Genomic DNA, 19,679 nt, shown 5'->3' with positions numbered 1-19,679 from the left:
GTCACCCTTGAATTCTCACACTCAGAAGTCTCACGCTCAGAATTCTTGCACTCAGGATTCTTGCACTCGAACAGGACGGATCAGATGTGGCGGCCGCCGGTGATCTCGAGAACTGTGCCGGTCATGTAGCTCGAGAGGTCGCTCGCGAGGAACAGCACAACCGAAGCGACCTCCGAGGGCTCGGCCGCGCGACCCATCGGAATCTCGGCAAGCTTCTCGTTCCAGATCCGTTCGGGCATCGCCTCGGTCATCGCCGTGCGGACAAGTCCGGGCTGAACGGCGTTGACCCGAACGTTCTTGAACGCGACCTCCTTTGCCGCGGCTTTCGTCAATCCGACGATGCCGGCCTTGGCGGCCGAGTAGTTGGTCTGCCCGAGCATGCCCACCTTGCCGGAGATCGACGAGATGTTCACGATTGCGCCCTTCTCACGCTCGCGCATGCGGGCGGCGGCAGCGCGTGTTCCGTTCCAGGCGCCCTTGAGGTGTACGGCGATCACGTCGTCGAAGTCCTGCTCGGTCATCTTCCGCATCGTGGCGTCGCGCGTCATGCCGGCATTGTTGACCATGACATCGACTGGACCGAAGGCACTTTCGGCCAGATCGAGCATGGCCTCGACCTGTCCGGAGTCACGCACGTCGCAGGAAGCGAAACGGGCGACCGACTCTCCACCGAGTTCGGCGACCGCAGCCGTTCCCACGGTTTCGTTGATGTCGCCGAGAACGACGGTCGCGCCTTCCTTGATGAAGGTGCGCGCAATTTCGAGCCCGATGCCCTGGGCTCCGCCGGTCACTACCGCAACCTTGCCGTCCAACAATCCCATGTCCACTCCGTTCGTGAGGTTAAAGCTCGTCAGGTAAATGTGTCAGCGCTGGTTGCGCTTTTTCGCTTGCGCCACGAGCCCACCGCCGAGAATCAGTCGCTGGATCTCACTGGTTCCCTCGTACAGGCGCAACAGGCGAACTTCACGGTAGATGCGTTCGACCGGCACACCTCGCATGTACCCGTTGCCACCGTGGATCTGCACGGCGAGATCCGCGACCTTGCCCACCATCTCGGTGCAGAAGAGCTTTGCCGCCGAGGGGCCGAGACGTCGATCCTCACCGCTGACGTACCGCGCGGCCACCTCACGCACCATCGCCCGCCCGGCCATGACACCGGCCTGTTGGTCTGCCAGCATCGCTTGAACAAGCTGGAAGTCGCCGATAGCGGTGCCGCCTTGTTCGGTGACCACGGAGAACGCGACAGATTCGTCGAGCGCTCGCTGCGCTGCTCCCACCGAGAGGGCCGCGATATGGACTCGTCCGCGTGCGAGAGACGTCATCGCTGCGCGGTATCCGGTGTCCTGGTCGCCACCGACGAGGGCCGACTCGGGAACCCGGACGTTGTCGAAGGTGACCTCGGAGGTCCAGGCACCTTCCTGACCCATCTTCTTGTCCTTGGGACCAACTGTGACTCCCGGCGTGTCGGCCGGCACCAGGAACACTGCAATTCCCGGACCATCGGAATCCGCCGGGCGAGTGCGCGCGAACACCACGAACAGCTGTGCCAGTGGAGCATTGGTGATGAACCGCTTGTTGCCGTCGATGACCCATTCGGATCCGTCCAGGACGGCCTTGGTCCGAAGACCGGCCGGGTTGGAACCTGCGCCTGGTTCGGTCAGAGCAAAGGAAGCCACGACGTCACCGGAGGCGATGCGCTCGAGCCACTGAGCCTTCTGCTCGTCGGTACCGAAGCCGACCAGCACCTGCCCGGCAATTCCGTTGTTGGTACCGAACATCGAACGCAGCGCCAGGGACGTGTAACCGAATTCCATTGCCAATTCGACGTCTTGGGTGAGGTCGAGTCCGAGCCCACCCCATTCCTGAGGAATCGCGTAGCCGAAGAGCCCGATGGCTGCGGCTTTCTTTCGTATGTCCTCAGGAATGGCGTCGGTGTCGGCTATCTCCTGCTCACGCGGCACGACTTCCTTGCGGATGAACTCCCGCGCAGTCGCCAAGATATCTGCGAAGTCATCTGCATCGACCTGCATTCCCACCACTCACCTTGCTGTTTCCGAAGTCCATGCCGTCCTCCGAAGTCAATACCGTGAGGCAATCGGAGTCAAAGACCTGAAAACGAACCGAAGGTAAGGCAGAACCTATAGCAAGTGTCAGACAGTGCGCAGTTCCCGCTTGAGCAGCTTTCCGCTCTGATTTCGCGGGAGTTCGGCCACGAAACGCACGTGCTTGGGGACCTTGAACGGGGCGATTCGCTCCTTGACGTGGGCAATCAACGCCTCAGGCGTCAACTCGTCGTTGCCGTCCTTGAGCACGACGATCGCGGTGACGGCCTCGATCCACTTCTCGTCGGGCGTACCGATCACGGCGACTTCTGCCACAGCCGGGTGTGTGTAGACCGCATCTTCGACCTCGCGCGACGCCACCAGGATGCCGCCGGTGTTGATGACGTCCTTGATTCGGTCGACGACCGTGATGAACCCTTCTTCGTCCCGCACGACAAGATCGCCCGAATGGAACCAGCCGTCGCGGAATGCCTCGGCCGTGGCTTCCGGGTTTTCCCAGTAGCCGTTGCACAGCTGCGGTGAGCGGTAGAGAACCTCACCGGACTCACCGTCGGCGACGTCGTTTCCGTCGGCGTCGACGACACGGGTTTCGACGAAGAACACTGCTCGCCCGCAAGAAGACGGACGATCAGCATGCTCGCCGGGCTGGAGAACGGTTGCCAGCGGACCGATTTCGGACTGGCCGAAGCAGTTGTAGAAGCCTATGTCCGGGTAACGCTCACGCAGACGATTGAGCACCGTGACCGGCATGATCGAGGCGCCGTACTGCGCCTTCTTGAGCGAAGACAGATCGCGGGTCTCGAGGTCCGGATGGTTGGCCAGCGGTACCCACACGGTCGGAGCCAGGAACAGCGATCCGATCTTTTCTGCTTCGACGCGGCGCAGGATCTCCGGGATGTCCGGCGCCTGCATCAGACTGACCGTCGCACCGACGGACAGGTACGGCAGCATGAAGACGTGCATCCCCGCGGAGTGGTACATCGGCATGCAGATCAGCGGGTTGTCGTTCTTGTCGAGCCCGAGCGCGATCACCGAGGACACGTACTCGTGTACCAGCGCACCGTGAGACATCATGGCGCCCTTGGGCTTCGAGGTGGTTCCCGAGGTGTACAGCAGTTGCGCCAGATCCGTCGACGTCGCACGCGGTTCGAAAACAGGCACCTCGCCGGCCTCGCTGATCGTGACCACCGACAGTTCCGCGTCCCGCAGTGCGATCACGTGGTCGAGATCGAGGTCGGAGCGAACCGAGTCGAGCGTCGACGCCAATGCCGGATCCACCAACACCGCGCGGGCGCCTGATTGCGCCACGAGGTACCGGAGTTCCTCCCCCTTGAGTGCGTAATTGACCGGAACATGCACCAAACCTGCTCGCGCACAGGCAAGGAATCCGATCGCATAGGCGTCGGAGTTGGTTCCGTATGCCGCGACGCGGTCGCCGTGTTCGAGGCCCAGACCGAGCAAGTGGGCCGCGACCCGCGTCACCGCGTCGTCGAGTTCGCGGTAGGTGCGAGTGCGATCTTCGAAGACGACGGCTACGCGGTCGGGGTACTTGGCTGCCGAGCGCCGAAGCACTCCGTCGACGGTGTTGGTGCGTGGATCCAGGCTCATTCGCTCAGGTTATAGGACGTCCAACTAAACCGGAAGAGCGATCGTTACTTATTGCGCCATTCGGGCTTTCGCTTGTCCACGAAGGCCTGCATGCCTTCCTGAGCGTCGCAGGTCACGGCGTTGGTTGCCATCGTTTCCGCCATCGCCTCGTACGCCTGTGCTTGCGGCAGATCGATCTGTTGATAGAACGCCTGCTTACCGATCTTCACCGTCAAGGGGCTGGCCGTCGTGATCTTGGCGGCCAGTTCGCGCACCTGCCGGTCCAGTTCTCCGGGCGTGACGACGAAGTTCACCAGACCCCAGTCCGCAGCGGTGCCGGCGTCGATCGTCTGACCGGTGAGCAACATCTGCATCGAGCGCTTGCGCCCTACTGCCCTGCTCAGAGCCACCATCGGAGTCGAACAGAACAGTCCGATCTTGACACCGGGCGTGCCGAAGACCGCGTTCGACGCAGCAACAACCAGATCACACGACGCAGCCAGCTGACAGCCCGCCGCGATAGCCGGGCCCTGGACTGCGGCAATCACCGGCTGCGGAATCCGCTGCACGGTCTCCATCATCTCGGTACAGCCGTCGAAGATCGCCCGCTCGTCTTCGAGGGTTCGCCCGATCATCTCCGTCAGATCGTGACCGGCAGAGAACACCGGGCCTTCGGCGCGCACGACGACAACCCGCACGCGCTCGTCTGCAGACAACTCGAGAAGGGCAGCCGTCACCTCGCGCATGGTCTCCGCCGAGAGCGGATTTCGCCGCGCCGGCCGATCGAGTGTCAGGAATCCGAGTCCCACCGATTCCTCGACGGAAATCTTCACTGCAGTGTCTTCTACCTGTGTCTGCGACATGTGTTCTCTCTACCAATCGAATCCGTCCCGGTCAACGAGACGAAACGGGCGTCGGTTCGCGCCGCGTCGATACGGTCCGGTCAATACTTCGCCACTACGAGGAGTGCCCATGAGCACCGATGCCGCCGTCACCACCGATCTCCACGAGATTCTGCGGGCCCAGCAGGAAGCAACTCGCGCCGCCGGTCTTCCGTCCGCGCAGATACGACGCGAGCGCATCCAACGCGTCGTCGATCTCCTGGTGGCGAACCACAAGGATCTGACCGAAGCGATCAACGAAGACTTCGGCGGCCGGATCCCGGCCTACTCGGTGATGAATGACGTTCTGGGGTCGATGGTTTCACTCAAGCATGTTCGTGATTCGCTCGAAGAGTGGATGATTCGCTCACCGAGAGCCACCGGAGCGATGCAGGACCAACTGGGCGCCACGGCGTACGTCTCGTACCAACCGAAGGGTTCGATCGGCATCATCGGAACCTGGAACGCTCCCCTTTTCACTCTTCTGAGCCCGCTCGCCTGCGCCCTCGGAGCGGGAAATCGCGCCGTCCTCAAACCGTCGGAGATCGTGCCCAACACTGCGGCCGTACTGGCCGAGGCGGCGCGTCGAACGCTCGACCCCTTGGAGGTCGCGGTGGTGACAGGTGGCCCGGAGGTCGCTGATCTACTGACGTCGCTGCCGTTCGATCACCTCGTCTTCACCGGCAGCACGACAGTCGGCAAGCTCGTCATGGCCAACGCCGCGAAGAACCTGGTTCCGGTCACCCTCGAACTCGGCGGCAAGTCACCGAGCGTTCTTGGACGAAGTGCCGATATCAGCTCTGCTGCATCGCGTTTGGCCATCGCGAAATCGACCAATGCCGGTCAACTCTGCGTCTCGCCAGATCTGATCTATGTTCCGCGCGAGAACACCGAAGCATTCATCGACGCGTTCACCGACCAGTTCACGGGACTGTTCCCCACGATCGCCGACAACGAAGACATGGTCTCGATAGTCAGCGACCGTCACCTCGCACGCATCGAGGGGTACATCGCGGACGCCGCAGAGCGCGGAGCGCGAATCATCACCGTTCCCGACGAAGAACTCTCCGCAGATACTCGTCGCCGCCCACTGCGAATCGTGGTCGACCCTCCGACCGACGCGCAGATCATGAAGGAAGAGATCTTCGGGCCGGCCGTCGTGATCCTGCCGTACGACGAACTCGACAGCGTTGTCGCCGACATCAACTCACGGCCGAAGCCGTTGGCGCTGTACTACTTCGGCACCGATCTGGACGAGAAGGAATCCGTACTCGAACGCACCGTCTCGGGCGGCGTCACCATCAACGATGCGATGTCACACCCAGGGCTGAGCGACGCACCCTTCGGCGGCGTCGGAGCTTCGGGCATCGGGCACTACCACGGCCGCGAGGGCTTCCTCGAGTTCAGTCACGCGCGAACGGTATTCGAAGCAGCGCAGCATGATCCACGCGGCGAGTGGGGAATGCTCCCGCCGTACGGTGAGGGTTTCGAGCAGATGATGCTGGCTCAGGTGACGCCCTAGTGCCTTCCGCCCCGCCTTTTCGGTAGTTCGCGCTACCGGAAAGGCGCACCGGCAAGGCCTCGGCTGAGGAACTCCACCAACTGACCCGGCTCGGCGTCCGCCGACTCGATCAGTTGGATCAGTTCTTTCTTGTCCTCTGCTGCAAGCGGTTCGATGCCACCGAAGGTGCGCATCGTGGAGCCGGCCGGAAGGACTCGTGCACACACGAGCGTGCCCGGCTCGAGATTGACCGAGCCCCACTCGTCCGTGACCTTCACCAGATGCCCGTTGCGGACGTCACTGAGAGTCACCGACTGCCCCGGCTCCGTCGAAGCGACCTTGTACACCGAGCGCGCAATCTTCAACCACTCGTCGGCCAGTTCCCGCTCGTCGGCGGGAAGCAGTTCTCCGCGACGCTCGACAAACGCCTCGAAGATACCGGCGTCGAACAAGGCAACGTCGACGGCCAAACCGCCCTCGACGGCCAGCGTCAGTGCTTCCTCACTGTTCCACTGCTCGGCACGGATGAGCGCAAGATCGAAGACGGCATCGAAGTACTCCGGAGTGCGCGAGAACAGCTGTGCCTTGACGTACAGCCAGTTGGCCCGATCGTCGAACGTCACCTCGGACTTGCCGAGATGGCAGACCTTGAACTTGCGACCGGAACCGCACCAGCACTTGTCATTTCGTCCGAGTTCGGGGTGCTCGGCCGGGGCATAGCGCTGAAGAACCTCGTGCAGAACCTCGGACTCGCCGCCCTCGATCCGCCCGAGAAGTGCCAGCGCGCGCGTCACATCGCTGCGATCGGCCGCCAGTAGCGCCAGATCGAAGATCGCGGGAGTCCAGTCGGGATCGAGATCGTGTGCAGTTTCGTACGACGCCTCGGCGGCAAGGATCTTGCCGAGACGATCCGAAGCCTTGCCCGCCAGCCAGTGCGCTGCCGGCTTGACACGACGCGATCCTTTCTCGGCGAGAGCAGTTGCAACAGAATGCAATACGGAATCGTGATCGTCGAGTTCGGATAGCAGCTCCAACGCCGCCGCAGCCGCGGGCGGCTCGGCGATACCGGCGAAGGTCTGCGGATCCTCTTTGACCTGCTTGCGCGCCCAGTCCGAGACGTCCTCGACGGCTTCGACTTTCGCGGCCATCACCAGATCGACGAAGGCAATCACCGACGCGGCTTCTTCCGGGTGCAGGTTCTCCCGCACCTCGAGCATGCGGGCCCGGTTCGCCAGGTGGTAGGCCTCGAAATCGAAACCGTCCACTGCGACGTAATCGCCGTCGCGGACGTACCCTGCCGCCTCGAGCATCTCGCCCAGCGGGGCGGTCGGCTGACGGAAGAGCGACGGCTCGTCGAGCATCAATTGCCAGACGATGGCATCGAGGGTGTCCGCACCGATGTCGGCAAGGACCGTCGCCAGACTCTCGCCGAATCCGGGTGCGGGATCGAGTACCTCGGGAATGGTGCAGAGCGTCAGCTCACGGTCTGCGACGAACAATCCGATCAAATCGCCTGCAGAACATTCGGCGAGAGTATCGGTGTCGAGGAGAAAACCCTCGTCGTGCGGGAACTCCGGGTCTTCGATCCCCCGATCAGCCAACAGGTCGTCGTCGATCCCGCGGTGCACGACGCTGATGCCATGGACCTCGTCGTCGTCACGATCGAGGAAAACCCGCAGCATCATCAGATCGGGGTTGGCATCGAGGACGCCGGCCTTGATTTCCGCTTCGGTGAGCCGATGGGTCAGCACTCGATGCTCGAACAACGTGTCGAGTGCGGCGTACCGCTCCTCACTCAGGTAGCCGAGCAGTGGGTCCTCGACGTACTCGACGAACTCGGCCATGTCCTCGGCTGTACCGTGACCGGCATCAGCCAACAGGGTGCCCCAGTCCGCCGCTGTCTGCGGGCCGTGCTCACGCAACAACTCCATCGCGGCTTCGGCGATCAAGTCATTGGCATCCATCGGTTCGTTCACCTATCCAACTTTAACGGGGTCGACTCGATACATCGTCACCGGTCATCGGTCGAGTGATCGGCGCCTCCACGCGACGCACGCACCACTTCTTCGGCGTCGAGCTCCTCGGAAGCGAGAACCTCGAGGACCTTCGCAGCCTGCGATTCCGAAGCCATGACGACTACGCCCACCACAAGTGCGCCAGTGGGGACCGTCAGGACCCGGGCACTGATCACATCACCTGGCGTGCCGTCGAGCGAGTGCGCAACGGTCACGGACTCCTCGGACCCACGATCGAGCAACACGACGCCGGCGTCGGAAGTTTCGACCACCTCGTACACCGACCTCCGGGTTCCGAGCCACTGTGCGGCCGTGACAACCTCCGACTCCGGGAGCAGTTCACCGCGCCTGGCCAGGAAGTCGGCAAAGATCCCGCCCTCGAACAGAGCCACGTCCAGTGCCGAGCCGTCGAAGATCGTGGCGGCGATCAGTTCGTCCTCGGACAGACTGTCGTTTTCGAGATCGTCGAGCCCGGTCACGATGTCGGCGTATTCGGAGGCAAACGCGAACAGGCATGCCTTCTTGTACAACCACCGACCATCCGACTCGACGGATTCATCCGCCTTTCCGAGGTGGCAGACCTTGTACTTGCGGCCGGAACCGCACCAACACTTGTCGTTTCGCCCGAGTTCAGGATGATCGACCGGGACGAAGTCCTGCAGTACGGCGTAGAGATTCTCTTCACTTCCGCCGTCGATCCGCCCGAGCAGTGACAACGCGCGGGTCGCGTCGCCGCGGTCCGACGCGAACTGAGCCAGCTCGAACAGGGCAGGACCCCAACCGGATTCGGCAAGGAGCGCCTTCTCGTAGTGCGCCTCCGCCTCGAGGACGCGCCCCAGCCGATCGACTGCCTTACCAGCGAGCCAATGCGCCGCCGCCCGGACCGACCGTGGACCTCGCTCGGCCAGTTCGGCCGCAAGTGCTTCGAGAATTGCGTCGGTCACCGGGTCCTGGTTCCGAAAACCGAGATCGAACACCGCTACCGCCGCACCCGGATCCGCGAGTGAGACAAAAGAATCCGGAGCAGCGCTCACATGACGGTGGGCCCAGTCCGCGATGTCGAAATCGGCGATGACGGCGTCGGTGTATCCGCGATCCGCCAGATCGACAAACGCGACGGCAGAGACTGCCTCGTCGTGGGTCAGGTCGTAGGTGCTCGCGACCAGGGCGGTCCGAATCTGCAGATCGTAGGCATCGAAGTCGAATCCCCGCCGAGCCAGTAGTTCTCGCTCGTGTTCGTACCCTGCTGCCTCGAAAAGCTCGCTCAACGGCGCAATGGGAACTGTGAACAGTGACGGGTCTTCGAGCAGGAGTTGCCAACACACGGAATCCAAGGCCTCGACGCCGTCTTCCTCGAAGAGTTCGCCGAGGGACGGTACGAGATCTGGTTCGTCCTCGATCTCCACCAGACGAAACGCAAGTCGTCCGTCTTCGACAGCCAGACCGACGAGATCACCTTCGGCACACTCTCCGAGGGTTCCGGCCGGGAGCATCACGACTCGTCGGCTCCGGAAGTGGGCCGCTCCGCGTTCCACGGCGGCTTCTTCCGCCGCGATCACACGGATCGCCCCGTCCTCTCCGTCGCCGTCACCGTCACCGTCACCGAATGCCAAGATCGGTTCCAGGTCGGGGCTCGCGTCGAGGATGTCGGACGCAATCTCCAGGGCGCTGAGTCGGTGAGTGAACACGAGACCTTCGAGGACAGTGTCGAGAGCAACGTACTTTCCGCTCGGTAGGTATCCGAGCATGGGTTCGGACAGATACTCGAGCACGTCGGCTACCTCGGTCGCCGATCCGTACTTCTCGAGATGGGTCGCCCACTCTTCGAGACTCAGCGGGCCTTGCTCGCGCAGAACAGCCAAAGCTGCGGAAGCAATGGAACCAGCGGCATCGTCGTCGAAATCAGTCACCCGCCAATGGTAGGCGACTTATTGCAGTCCGCTGAGCCCCTCGCCCAGCACGGTCGCTCCGAGGATCGCCAGAATGACCGCCATCATCACTGCATTGTTCGCCGTCATCCACGCTTTCGCCGACACGAGGATGTCGTCGGCTCGCTTGCCGGAGAACACCTTCACCAGGATCGGCGACGCGATACCGACGCTCGCGATGATCGTGAAGATCACCGCGGCAACAATCTGTTGGGCAACAACGTTCGTGGCGACTGCGATAGTGGCCGCACCGGATACCGCCAGCGCTGCATTCTTGGGATTGACCGCCGCGGACAAGAACGCCAACCCGAACGCCTTCCGCGGAGTCAACCCGTCGATGCTCTTCATCCACTTCGGAACTGTCGGATCGCTTCCGTCCCTCGGACGCGCTCGCCACTGCTTGAACGCCAATCCGAACAGAACGAGCCCCAACACGATTCGTATGACGCTCGACCACACCGAACTCTGCGCCGACCCCGACGCCGACTCCGACTCCGACTCCGCAAACGAATAGTCCGCGATCACGATGGTCACCGCAACGACTGCCGAGATTCCGAGGACCCACCCGAGTAGAAAAGATGCCGCCTCGCGATGTGCTCCAGCGGTGATCATGACGAGCACGATCACCGCCATGGGCATCGAGACGAAAAGCAGGCCGAGGGCAATCGGAAGAGACAGACCGATCGCGGCTAGCACCGAAAACCTCCAGTTGAATACACGATCGGTGATCGACTCGAAGTCGAAATCACGACAGGGGTGGCAGCATGACCTCGATGAGATGCGGACCGGGTTCCGCAAGCGCTGCGGCAAACTGCTCCGCCAACTCCTCCGCAGTGCTCGCCCGTGACGCAGGCACGCCCAATCCCTCGGAGATCTTCACGTAGTCCATGTCGGGAGACGACAGATCCAACATCGACTGTGCGACGACGCCGCCACCATCTGCACCGACTCGTTGCAGTTCGCCACGCAGGATGGCGTATGCGCGATTGTTGAGCAGAATCGTCGTGACATTCAGCTGTTCTCGCGCCTGCGTCCACAACGCGGTGATGGTGTACATCGCGCTTCCGTCGGCCTCGAAATTGATCACCGGTCGCTCCGGCGCGGCAACCGCGGCGCCCGTAGCCACCGGGATGCCCTGGCCGATGGCACCTCCGGTGAGGGTAAGCACGTCGTGGCGCGGCGCTCCGGCAAGGGCAATCGGGATCGCCCAACCGGAAGTCGCTGCCTCGTCGGAAACGATGGCATCATCCGGCAGGAGCGCGCCGATCACGTCGGCCCAGTTCCGTACGTCCAGAGGCCCGCTCGGCAGCGCAGGCCGATTCACCTCCTGCAGAACAGGTTCGACTCCTGGTGCCACGAGTTCGGCCACTGCTTCGAGAGCGCCGACAACATCGTCACCGACGCTCGCCAGCGTTGTCAACGCTGCGCCGTCCGGGACCAGATCGCTCGGCTTTCCGGGATACGCAAAGAACGACACCGGCGAAACCGCGCCGGCCAGGACCAGCTGAGTTGTTCCGCGAAGTTGTTCGGTGGCGTGCTCGGCGAAGTATCCCAAGCGCTCGAATGACGGTAACCCCGCGCCTCGTTGAAGCCTGGCCGGAAAGGTCTCGACCAGAATTTGCGCTCCCGTCGCGGCCGCGATCCGAGAAGCGGCGCGCAGTCCGGCCTCGGAACAGGCTGCGCCACCCAGCAGCAGCGTGGTGCGTCCCTCGGCATTGACCGCGCCGACCACCGAGTCGATTTGTGCTGCAGAAACTTCCGCTCGCGGAGATATGTCCCGAGGACCCGCAATCACTCCACCTTCGCCCCACGAGACGTCGGCAGGGAGGACCAGCGTCGCGATTCTTCCAGCCGAATCCATCGACGCGGCAACGGCGTCGGCCGCATCGCTACCGACAGTCGCGGTGGATTCGGAACGTCTACTCCACCCCTCCAGCCATTCGGTCAGCGCGTCGATATTCGATTCGAGAGGAGCGTCGAAACCGTGGTGGTAGGTGGCGTGGTCACCGACGATGTTCACGATCGGCGTGTGGGCGCGGCGCGCGTTGTGAAGGTTCGCCAGCCCGTTCGCCATTCCGGGTCCGAGGTGAAGAAGTGTCGCGGCAGGCTTTCCGGCGATACGCGCGTAGCCGTCCGCTGCACCGGTGACAGCTCCCTCGAACAGTCCCAGTACCGCACGCATCTGCGGAACGGAGTCGAGTGCGGCGACAAAATGCATCTCGGACGTTCCGGGATTGCCGAAGCACACTTCGACGCCCGAGTCGGCCAGGCTCTGGATGAGCGACTGTGCACCGTTCATTTCGATCACCTCTTCTTCATGAAAGCTGCGAATGCTTCTTGCGCTTCGTCGGATCGCCGCCGTCTCGCGAAATGATCCGACTCCACGTCGATGGTCTCCAGCAGGGCATCGAGATGTGGACGACGAAGCAGCATCTTCGTCAGCGCTACCGATTCAGCCGGGGAGTCTGCAATGCGTACTGCCCGGTCCAGCGCCACGTCGAGTGCGGTCCCGGCTTCCACGACCCGATTGACCAGGCCGGCTTCGGCAGCCTCGTCGGCGTCGAACATATCGCCGAGCATCAACAGTTCCGTCGCGCGTTTGAGGCCTGCGATCTGTGGCAACAAATAGCTCGATCCGCCCTCGGGCGAGAGTCCGAGCGGAACGAACGGCAAGCGGAATCGTGTACCTCGCCCCGCGAATGCCAGGTCGCAGTGCAACAACATCGTGGTGCCGATTCCGACTGCAAACCCTTCGACCGCCGCGACGATCGGCTTGCGTGCGGTGACGAGCGCGATCAACAAATCCTTGGCCTCGCCGCCGTCTTTCCCGGCGGTGTCCTGGAAACTTCCGATGTCGTTGCCACTGGTGAAGACACCACCGGCGCCCGTCAGCACCGAAACCCGCACTGCATCGTCGTCGTCGGACTCCCGGATCGCGTTCGTGAGTTCACGGTACGTCTTGGGGTCGAGCGCGTTGCGCCTCTCCTGGCGGTCCATCGTGAGCAACCGGACTCCCGGTGAGTGCTCCTCGATCCGAACAGTCATCCGTACCTCCGTCGTAGCCGAGAGTCTCGGTTCAAGCTACTCGGTCCGGAGTTCAGCGTTCGTAGCCCTTGCGCATATCGTCGACGATGCGTGGCCGGTCGAGTGTCGAGGGTTCCAACCCCCGCCTCGGGCGATCGCGTGGGAACACCGACGCCGACGCCAGCGTCGGCTCGTCGAGGAACCGCAGTTCCGGCAGATCAGCGGGCAGTCGAAGCTCAGGCGGCGTGGAACCTGCTTGCGCGAGCACATACCCCCAGTCACCGAAACTCGGCACGAAGACGTGGTACGGCGAGACACTCAGCCCGACAGCCGCAACCGTCGACACCGTTCTCCAATACGCATCCGGCGTCGAATACGGGCTGCCGGACTGGACGACCATCAGCCCGCCCGGATTCATCGCGGCAGCAGCAAGTCCGTAGAACTCCATGGAGTACAACCGGCCCAGTGCGGGAGTGTCAGGATCGGGGAGGTCGACGATGACCGCGTCGAAACCCGGTTCCGGGCTTTCTCGTAACCACCGGAACGCGTCGTCGAGAACGACGTCCACCCGTGGATCCTCCAGCGCTCCCTCGTTCAGTTCACGAAGACGGGTATTCGCCAACTCGATCACGGCCGGATCGAGTTCGACCTGCACGATCTGCTCGACGCTGTTCATCCGCAGCACTTCCCGTGCAGCGAGGCCGTCACCTCCGCCCAGAATCAGCACCCGCCGCGGATCGTTCACCAGTGCCGGATACACCAGCGACTCGGTATACCGATGCTCGTCGACACTCGAGAACTGCAGGTCTCCGTCGAGAAACAGGCGCACGTCGTTGCCCCGCTCGGTAACGACGATTTCCTGGTACACCGACCGCTCGGCGGCCACCACTGGATCGGTGTACAACCGCTGCCTCGATGTGGTCTCGATGTCCGAGGCCGCGATCAACAGCCATCCGATCAAGCTCGCCGCCAACAGCATTGCGACGACGGCGATCAATCGTGCGCGCAGGCTGAGCTGCCACCGAAGAAGTATCAGCGCGACAACTGCCGCAGCCACGAGATTGATCATCCCGGTGAGTGCGGCACCGCGAATCATGCCCGCCCACGGCAGCAGGACGAACGGCCACAGCAGACCACCGATCAACGCGCCGAGGTAGTCGGCCGCATTGAGATTGGCCAGCACTTTTCCGGTGCTCTGTGCGTCGTTGTCGCTCCGACCGGATTGCAAGAGCGTCATCAACAGAGGCACTTCGGCACCGACGAGGATACCGATCAGCGCCGTTGCTGCCACGAGAACTGCAGCGCTCGAACCGAAGAACGTGAAGGTCACGTACAGCGTGACGGCACTGAATCCGCCGATCAGCCCGAGCAGAATCTCGACCGTCACGAACGAAACGGCAGCGTGTCCCAGCAGAGGTTTCGCAGCCAGGGCTCCGATACCCAGCGCCGCAACAAATCCCGCGACGATCAACGATGTCTGGGTGATGCCGCCGCCGGTCAGACTCACGCTGAGAGTGAGCAGTGCCAACTCGTAGATCAGGCCACACGCCGCGCACGCCGCGACGGCAGCAAGAAGTAGCACACGCGCACGTGAGCCGAGCATGGTCGACCGCTCGGCAACCTTCACATCGGGATCATCGGCAACCATCAGGTGAGTGCTGCGGCATTCACCAAACCGATGGACAGCAAGCTGACGCCCACGGCCCACGCGGCGCCACACATCTTCGGATCCTGCACCAGCGCAACCAACTTGCCGGGAAGAAACGCGTTCATCAAACGCAGCGCAATCGCTTGCAGGACGATCGCGAACAGTCCGTACACCGCGGAGTCGGCGAGTCCCTGGGCAAAGCCGTCCGAACTGGTCAGGATTGCAGTCACCACGATGATCGCCAGCGCAAGATGATTGGAAGCCAACAAAATCGCAGCGTTCGGATTCTTGTCGACGTAAACCTGATGGCGCAGATTTCCTGGTGTCATGAGGTCGAGGACCAGAAATCCTGTTGCCAGGACCGCTACGCCGACGACGAAATAGGCGAGGGTGCCGAGAATGCCACCGACGAGCAATTCCGGATCCACCGTTCCGATCTCGACGGAAGTGGATGCAAAGATGTTGGTCACGCCGTTCTCCTTGTCGTCATTTGGCACTACCCGAGCCACCGCTGCCGCTGCTTCCACCTGCCGGGGATCCCGGGTTGAAGCCCGGTCCCAGGTACGCGTATCCGCCGCTGCGATACGTGCCGTCGATGTCCTCTACCTTGATGGTGCTGCCACCGCCCGAAGCCGAACTGACGGTGACGATGTCGTCGTCGTAGCGCAGGTATTCGTTGCCGCCGTCAGCACTTCGCGCCGCCGGTTCGTCCGCGTCGACAATCCGCGAGACGGTCGTGCCCACTGGATCTTTCGACGAGTACAACACGACGTCGCCATCCTGGGACGTCTTGGAATAGTTGTCCGCGATGAAGTCCTTGGCTCCACCACCGCACGCCGACAACACAATTGCGGCCGCCACCATCACCGGAGCCAACCACGTCCGCCCCCTCACGGTCGCCACCTACTGCGCGTCTTCACGATCACTCCTGTCCCCTCCCCCGGGTACAAATGCCAACTCTGCCAACTCCACCCCTGGCGGTCTCGCACGCCACACAACGCGGTCAACGCTGTGTCGTCGCCGGGAAAGGATCCGCAGATCCAACCGTCCTGGCCGGCGGACTCTCTCAACGATGCAGCTTCCGAATCGAATTCGACTCGGTCCAGGACCAGCGAAGAAGACTCGAACCGGTAGTTATCCGTGGACTCCACTGCCGGCAAGGGTTCACCGCCGGCGGCAAGAGCATCGCACGAAACCTGCTCGGTCAGTTCCTTTCCCGACGCCCGGGCCGTCACCACGTGAGATGCCCCGAGCACTCCGAGTGTCAACGTCGCATCGGAAGTTTCGATCACCAACTCGGCGAGGGCCGGCGGCGAGGGCGCTCCCAGCACCAACCCCAGTGCCGAGGCATTCACGTCGGTCGGTTCCACATCGAGTCGATACAGGCTCATTCCGGGGGGCCCGAGTGGATGACGGTGAGTTCGCTGCGTGTGACCGCCCGTCCCGTGGAAACCTCCCACGACTGTCCGCGCGCCCACTTCTCGAATGCGATCAGACCGGTCTTGTCGGCGGTCGCGTAGTCCGCGTATTCCATCGAACCGGAAGGGGCCGTACCCGTCGTACCCTCGGCCGTGAACTTCGCCGTTCCACTTTCGATCTTGCGGTGAACCTTGTCGTCGAGAACGACGTCGCCGTTCGGGACCAGGTTGGTTCCTTCCCGACGCATCCAGAGAGTCATCTCCAGTTCACCCTCGTCGTCCTCCACAGTCAGCCAGCGGCGACCGATCGACCCGTCGAGAAGGTGCTCACGCCAGATGTAACCCTCTTCGTCGAGCGTGATGGTCCCTCGAACGACGTGGTCGATGCCCGCGTACGTGATGATGTCGCCGACTCCGATCTTGTGAGGGTCGTACACCTCGGGGTAGTCGGCGAGCGGGTCGACACGGGCATTCGGCTTGCCCTGGCGTCCACGCAGGACCACAAACGCGACGGCAGCGATCACTACGAGTATCAGGACAACTATCAGCACGTTGGTCAACGGTTTCTCCGAAATCGTCTCGGCAGGGTTGCCGCGGGCCATACCCTACCGATCCGTTCTCGGCCTTTTCGGATGAGACTGCCGGCAAGCCGGCCCGTCGTCGGCCCATCATGTCCTCAGCGCACTGGAGCAGTTGAAAGACTGCCCCGGCGCACCTTTGCGTTTACGCTCAGCCCGAGGAACTCCGCGCGAAAGAAAGCCGGTCGACTGACGATGAGCAAGAACACGGAGCCGTCTGCCCGCACCGTCATGCACACGCCACGATTCTGGTTGACGCCGTTGATCGTGGTCACCCTCTTGATGTCGGCGCTGGCAGCGCTGTACATGGGCGGAATACTCGACCCCAAGAAACACCTGGACCAGTTCCCGATCGCCCTGGTCAACCAGGACGAAGGGGACACTCTTCCCGGCGGCGATCCCGCCGACCGCAAGAATTTCGGAAACGACATCGTCGCCGGCCTCGACAGCGGAATCGACCACCAGAAGATCGACCTGCAGCAGATCGGTATCGCCGAAGCCCAATCACGCCTGAACTCCGGCACGCTGTACGGCGCGATCGTGATTCCCAGTGATTTCACGAAGAGGACGATCATCCTGGCGGAGGCCAGCGTCGTCGCCGGTGACGTGGACCAACCGATCATCACGATCTACACCAATCCCCGCGCCGGTTCCGTCTCCGCATCTCTCGTCCAGTCGATCGGAACTACAGCCCTCGCCTCGGTCAACAAGAACATGGGCGAGCAACTCACCACCCTGGTCACCCAGCAGTTGGAAGCGGGAGGCACCGGAACCCAGATCTCAGGAGCGAGCCGCCTGCTGCTCGAAAATCCGGTGAACGTACTCACGGTTGCCCACGATCCGCTTCCCGACGGCACCGGATTCGGTTTGGTTGCATTCTATTTCGCGCTGCTGTTGGTCCTTGCGGGATTCACCGGAGCAACCGTGGTCAATTCCTTGGTGGACGGCATGCTCGGATATGCGCCTACCGAATTCGGTCCGCTCTTCGTTCAGAACGACGTTGTGGGTATCAACAGGTTTCGGACGCTGCTCGTCAAATGGGCGTTCATGATCGTGTTGTCCGGCATAGTCTCCGCGTTGTTCCAGTGGATCAGTCGCGCCCTCGGAATGCCGGTCACTCACGGGCTTGCATTGTGGGAGTACGGCGCGCTGGTCATCACTGCAGTCGGCATCACGGCGATGTCGGTGATGGCCGCATTCGGCTCGTTGGGCATGTTGATCAACCTGTTCGTGTTCGTCATTCTCGCGCTGCCCTCTTCCGGTGGCACCATCCCCCTCGAAGCCAGCCCCAGGTTGTATGCCTGGCTGGCGCAATTCGAGCCGATGCACCAGATCTACATGGGTACGCGATCGATCCTGTTCTTCGGCGCACGCGGTGAGGCAGGGCTGCTGCATGCCGTCTGGATGACGTTGGTGGGTCTACTGATCGGCGTCGTACTCGGCATCGTGACCACCCGTTTCTACGACCGCAAGGGCTACGAACGCACCCATCGCCCCAAGGTGGCGTGAGATGGTACCCAGCCGGGATTTGATCGAAACCTGTTGGGCCGATTCAATGTGATTGCGCGTTTCGGGAATCTTCGACCCCCTTTCGCACGTTGTACAACTATGGCTAATTACAAAACAGTCAATCCCGCGACAGGTGAAACCGTCAGGGAATTCGATACTTTGGATGACGCCGGAGTTGAAGCCGCACTTGCGAACACGCATCGCGGCTACTTGACCTGGCGCAACAGTGCGCCACAGCAACGTGCGGCAGTCCTGAGCAAGACGGCCGAACTGTACACAGAGCGAGCAGACGAACTGGCCCGAATGATCTCCTTGGAGATGGGTAAGCCGGTCCGCGAGGCCAAGGGCGAAGTACAACTCTCGGCCGCGATCTATCAGTGGTACGCAGACCACGGCCCGGCGTTGCTCGAGGAAGAACGGCTCGACGTTCCCGGCGCCGAGGAGTCGGTTGTGTACCGGCGACCGATCGGCGCCCTGATCGGCGTCATGCCGTGGAACTTCCCGTACTACCAGGTCGCCCGCTTCGCGGCACCGAATCTCATGCTCGGCAACACGATCATTCTCAAGCACGCGTCCAACTGTCCGCAGTCAGCCCTGCTGATGGAAGAGATTCTGCGACAAGCCGGATTGCCGGACGACGCCTACGTCAACGTCTTCGCGACCAACGAACAGATCGCGGACATGATCGCCGATCCCCGAGTTCAAGGCGTGTCACTGACTGGCAGCGAACGCGCGGGCACCAGCGTCGCCGAAACTGCTGGACGCAACCTCAAGAAGGTCGTCCTCGAACTCGGCGGATCGGACGTGTTCATCGTCCTCGATTCCGACGACATGGATGCCACCGTCAAGTCAGCCACCAAGGCACGTCTGTCCAACGCAGGCCAGGCCTGCAATGCGGCCAAGCGTTTCATCGTCACCGAAGATTTCTACGATGATTTCACGCGCAAGTTGGCGACCTCCTTCGAATCCGTTTCTGCCGGTGACCCGTTGGATGAATCCACAGTCCTGGGCCCGCTGTCCTCACAGAGCGCGGCGGACACACTGATCGAGCAGATCGACGACGCCGTGTCCAAGGGCGCAACCCTGCTGGCCGGTGGAAAGAAGATCGACGGCCCGGGCGCCTACGTTCAACCGACGTTGCTCGCAGACGTGACCCCGGACATGCGTGCCTACAGCGAAGAACTCTTCGGACCTGCCGGCGTCGTGTACAAGGTCAAGTCGGCCAGCGAGGCTGTGGAACTTGCCAATTCGTCGGTCTACGGTCTGAGCGGGTCTGTCTGGAGCAGCGATCTCGATTCCGCCCGGTCGGTCGCTGCCGATCTCGACGTGGGAATGGCGTTTGTCAACGAGCACGGAACGACGTTGCCCGGTCTGCCCTTCGGCGGAGTCAAGCGCTCCGGAGTCGGCCGCGAGCTCGGTCCGTGGGGAATGGACGAGTTCGTGAACAAGAAGCTGCTCCGCGTCTCCAAGAAGTAGCTCGGTGCAAAAGTAGCGCAATACAAAGGAAAGCCCTGATCTCTACGGAGG

General features: G+C 62.4%; 17 protein-coding genes. 3 read left to right on the top strand and 14 right to left on the bottom strand.

Annotated features, from left to right (window positions below):
• Positions 1-80 precede the first annotated feature (80 nt).
• From fabG to G8767_RS00590, 4 genes are all read right to left on the bottom strand, one after another.
• A complete protein-coding gene (fabG, locus tag G8767_RS00605) occupies positions 81-821 on the bottom strand; it encodes a 3-oxoacyl-ACP reductase FabG (protein ID WP_095973140.1) in 741 nt (246 codons plus the stop codon).
• 42 nt (positions 822-863) lie between these two features.
• Positions 864-2,030 carry an acyl-CoA dehydrogenase family protein gene (locus G8767_RS00600; RefSeq protein WP_124569191.1) on the bottom strand — a complete coding sequence of 389 codons (1,167 nt, stop codon included), beginning with the start codon at positions 2,028-2,030 and terminating at the stop codon, positions 864-866.
• Between the two features lie 120 nt (positions 2,031-2,150).
• Entirely contained in the window at positions 2,151-3,671 is a 1,521-nt protein-coding gene (locus G8767_RS00595; RefSeq protein ID WP_124569190.1) for an acyl-CoA synthetase, read from the bottom strand.
• A 44-nt stretch (positions 3,672-3,715) separates the two neighbouring features.
• The gene (locus G8767_RS00590) at positions 3,716-4,513 is read right to left on the bottom strand and encodes an enoyl-CoA hydratase (RefSeq protein ID WP_166809049.1); all 798 of its coding nucleotides are present in this window, start codon (positions 4,511-4,513) and stop codon (positions 3,716-3,718) included.
• Between the two features lie 109 nt (positions 4,514-4,622).
• On the opposite strand from G8767_RS00590, the gene G8767_RS00585 reads away from it, so the two are divergent.
• Positions 4,623-6,053: a coniferyl aldehyde dehydrogenase gene (locus G8767_RS00585; protein WP_166809048.1), complete on the top strand. Its 1,431-nt coding sequence runs from the start codon at positions 4,623-4,625 to the stop codon at positions 6,051-6,053.
• A 32-nt stretch (positions 6,054-6,085) separates the two neighbouring features.
• On the opposite strand, the gene G8767_RS00580 is transcribed toward G8767_RS00585, so the two are convergent.
• From G8767_RS00580 to G8767_RS00535, 10 genes are read right to left on the bottom strand one after another with little or no spacing between them, the layout of a single operon-like run.
• Positions 6,086-8,008 carry an SEC-C domain-containing protein gene (locus tag G8767_RS00580; protein ID WP_346842949.1) on the bottom strand — a complete coding sequence of 641 codons (1,923 nt, stop codon included), beginning with the start codon at positions 8,006-8,008 and terminating at the stop codon, positions 6,086-6,088.
• 35 nt (positions 8,009-8,043) lie between these two features.
• On the bottom strand, positions 8,044-9,957 hold the full coding sequence (locus G8767_RS00575; RefSeq protein WP_166809047.1) for an SEC-C metal-binding domain-containing protein: 1,914 nt from the start codon (positions 9,955-9,957) through the stop codon (positions 8,044-8,046).
• Positions 9,958-9,975: 18 nt separating this feature from the next.
• A complete protein-coding gene (locus G8767_RS00570; RefSeq protein ID WP_166809046.1) occupies positions 9,976-10,671 on the bottom strand; it encodes a GAP family protein in 696 nt (231 codons plus the stop codon).
• Positions 10,672-10,720: 49 nt separating this feature from the next.
• Positions 10,721-12,283, bottom strand: a complete 1,563-nt coding sequence (locus G8767_RS00565; RefSeq protein WP_166809045.1) for an acetolactate synthase large subunit — start codon at positions 12,281-12,283, stop codon at positions 10,721-10,723.
• Positions 12,280-13,020: an enoyl-CoA hydratase-related protein gene (locus tag G8767_RS00560; RefSeq protein ID WP_124569184.1), complete on the bottom strand. Its 741-nt coding sequence runs from the start codon at positions 13,018-13,020 to the stop codon at positions 12,280-12,282. Before G8767_RS00560 ends, G8767_RS00565 begins: the two co-directional genes overlap by 4 nt.
• A 52-nt stretch (positions 13,021-13,072) precedes the next feature.
• Positions 13,073-14,602: a polyamine aminopropyltransferase gene (locus tag G8767_RS00555; RefSeq protein ID WP_240951834.1), complete on the bottom strand. Its 1,530-nt coding sequence runs from the start codon at positions 14,600-14,602 to the stop codon at positions 13,073-13,075.
• A 44-nt stretch (positions 14,603-14,646) separates the two neighbouring features.
• Positions 14,647-15,117, bottom strand: coding sequence for a DUF350 domain-containing protein (locus G8767_RS00550; RefSeq protein ID WP_095973179.1), 471 nt, complete (start codon positions 15,115-15,117; stop codon positions 14,647-14,649).
• Positions 15,118-15,133: 16 nt separating this feature from the next.
• Positions 15,134-15,511 carry a DUF4247 domain-containing protein gene (locus G8767_RS00545; protein ID WP_124569429.1) on the bottom strand — a complete coding sequence of 126 codons (378 nt, stop codon included), beginning with the start codon at positions 15,509-15,511 and terminating at the stop codon, positions 15,134-15,136.
• A gap of 26 nt (positions 15,512-15,537) precedes the next feature.
• Positions 15,538-16,038 (bottom strand): DUF2617 family protein, encoded by a 501-nt coding sequence (locus G8767_RS00540; RefSeq protein ID WP_095973132.1) that lies wholly within the window; start codon positions 16,036-16,038, stop codon positions 15,538-15,540.
• Positions 16,035-16,667: a DUF4178 domain-containing protein gene (locus tag G8767_RS00535; protein ID WP_166809043.1), complete on the bottom strand. Its 633-nt coding sequence runs from the start codon at positions 16,665-16,667 to the stop codon at positions 16,035-16,037. Before G8767_RS00535 ends, G8767_RS00540 begins: the two co-directional genes overlap by 4 nt.
• Positions 16,668-16,838: 171 nt before the next feature.
• Here G8767_RS00535 and G8767_RS00530 point away from each other — a divergent pair, with 171 nt between their 5' ends.
• Both G8767_RS00530 and G8767_RS00525 read left to right on the top strand, forming a co-directional pair.
• The gene (locus G8767_RS00530) at positions 16,839-18,152 is read left to right on the top strand and encodes a DUF3533 domain-containing protein (protein WP_166809042.1); all 1,314 of its coding nucleotides are present in this window, start codon (positions 16,839-16,841) and stop codon (positions 18,150-18,152) included.
• Between the two features lie 99 nt (positions 18,153-18,251).
• Positions 18,252-19,628 carry an NAD-dependent succinate-semialdehyde dehydrogenase gene (locus G8767_RS00525; RefSeq protein WP_166809041.1) on the top strand — a complete coding sequence of 459 codons (1,377 nt, stop codon included), beginning with the start codon at positions 18,252-18,254 and terminating at the stop codon, positions 19,626-19,628.
• The last annotated feature ends 51 nt before the right edge of the window (positions 19,629-19,679 follow it).

Origin of the sequence: Rhodococcus sp. IC4_135, from assembly GCF_011602025.1 — a bacterium.
GTDB classification, from domain to species: domain Bacteria; phylum Actinomycetota; class Actinomycetes; order Mycobacteriales; family Mycobacteriaceae; genus Rhodococcus_F; species Rhodococcus_F baikonurensis.
Note: the sequence above shows the minus strand (reverse complement) of the source record. Positions and strands in the feature narration are given on the sequence as shown.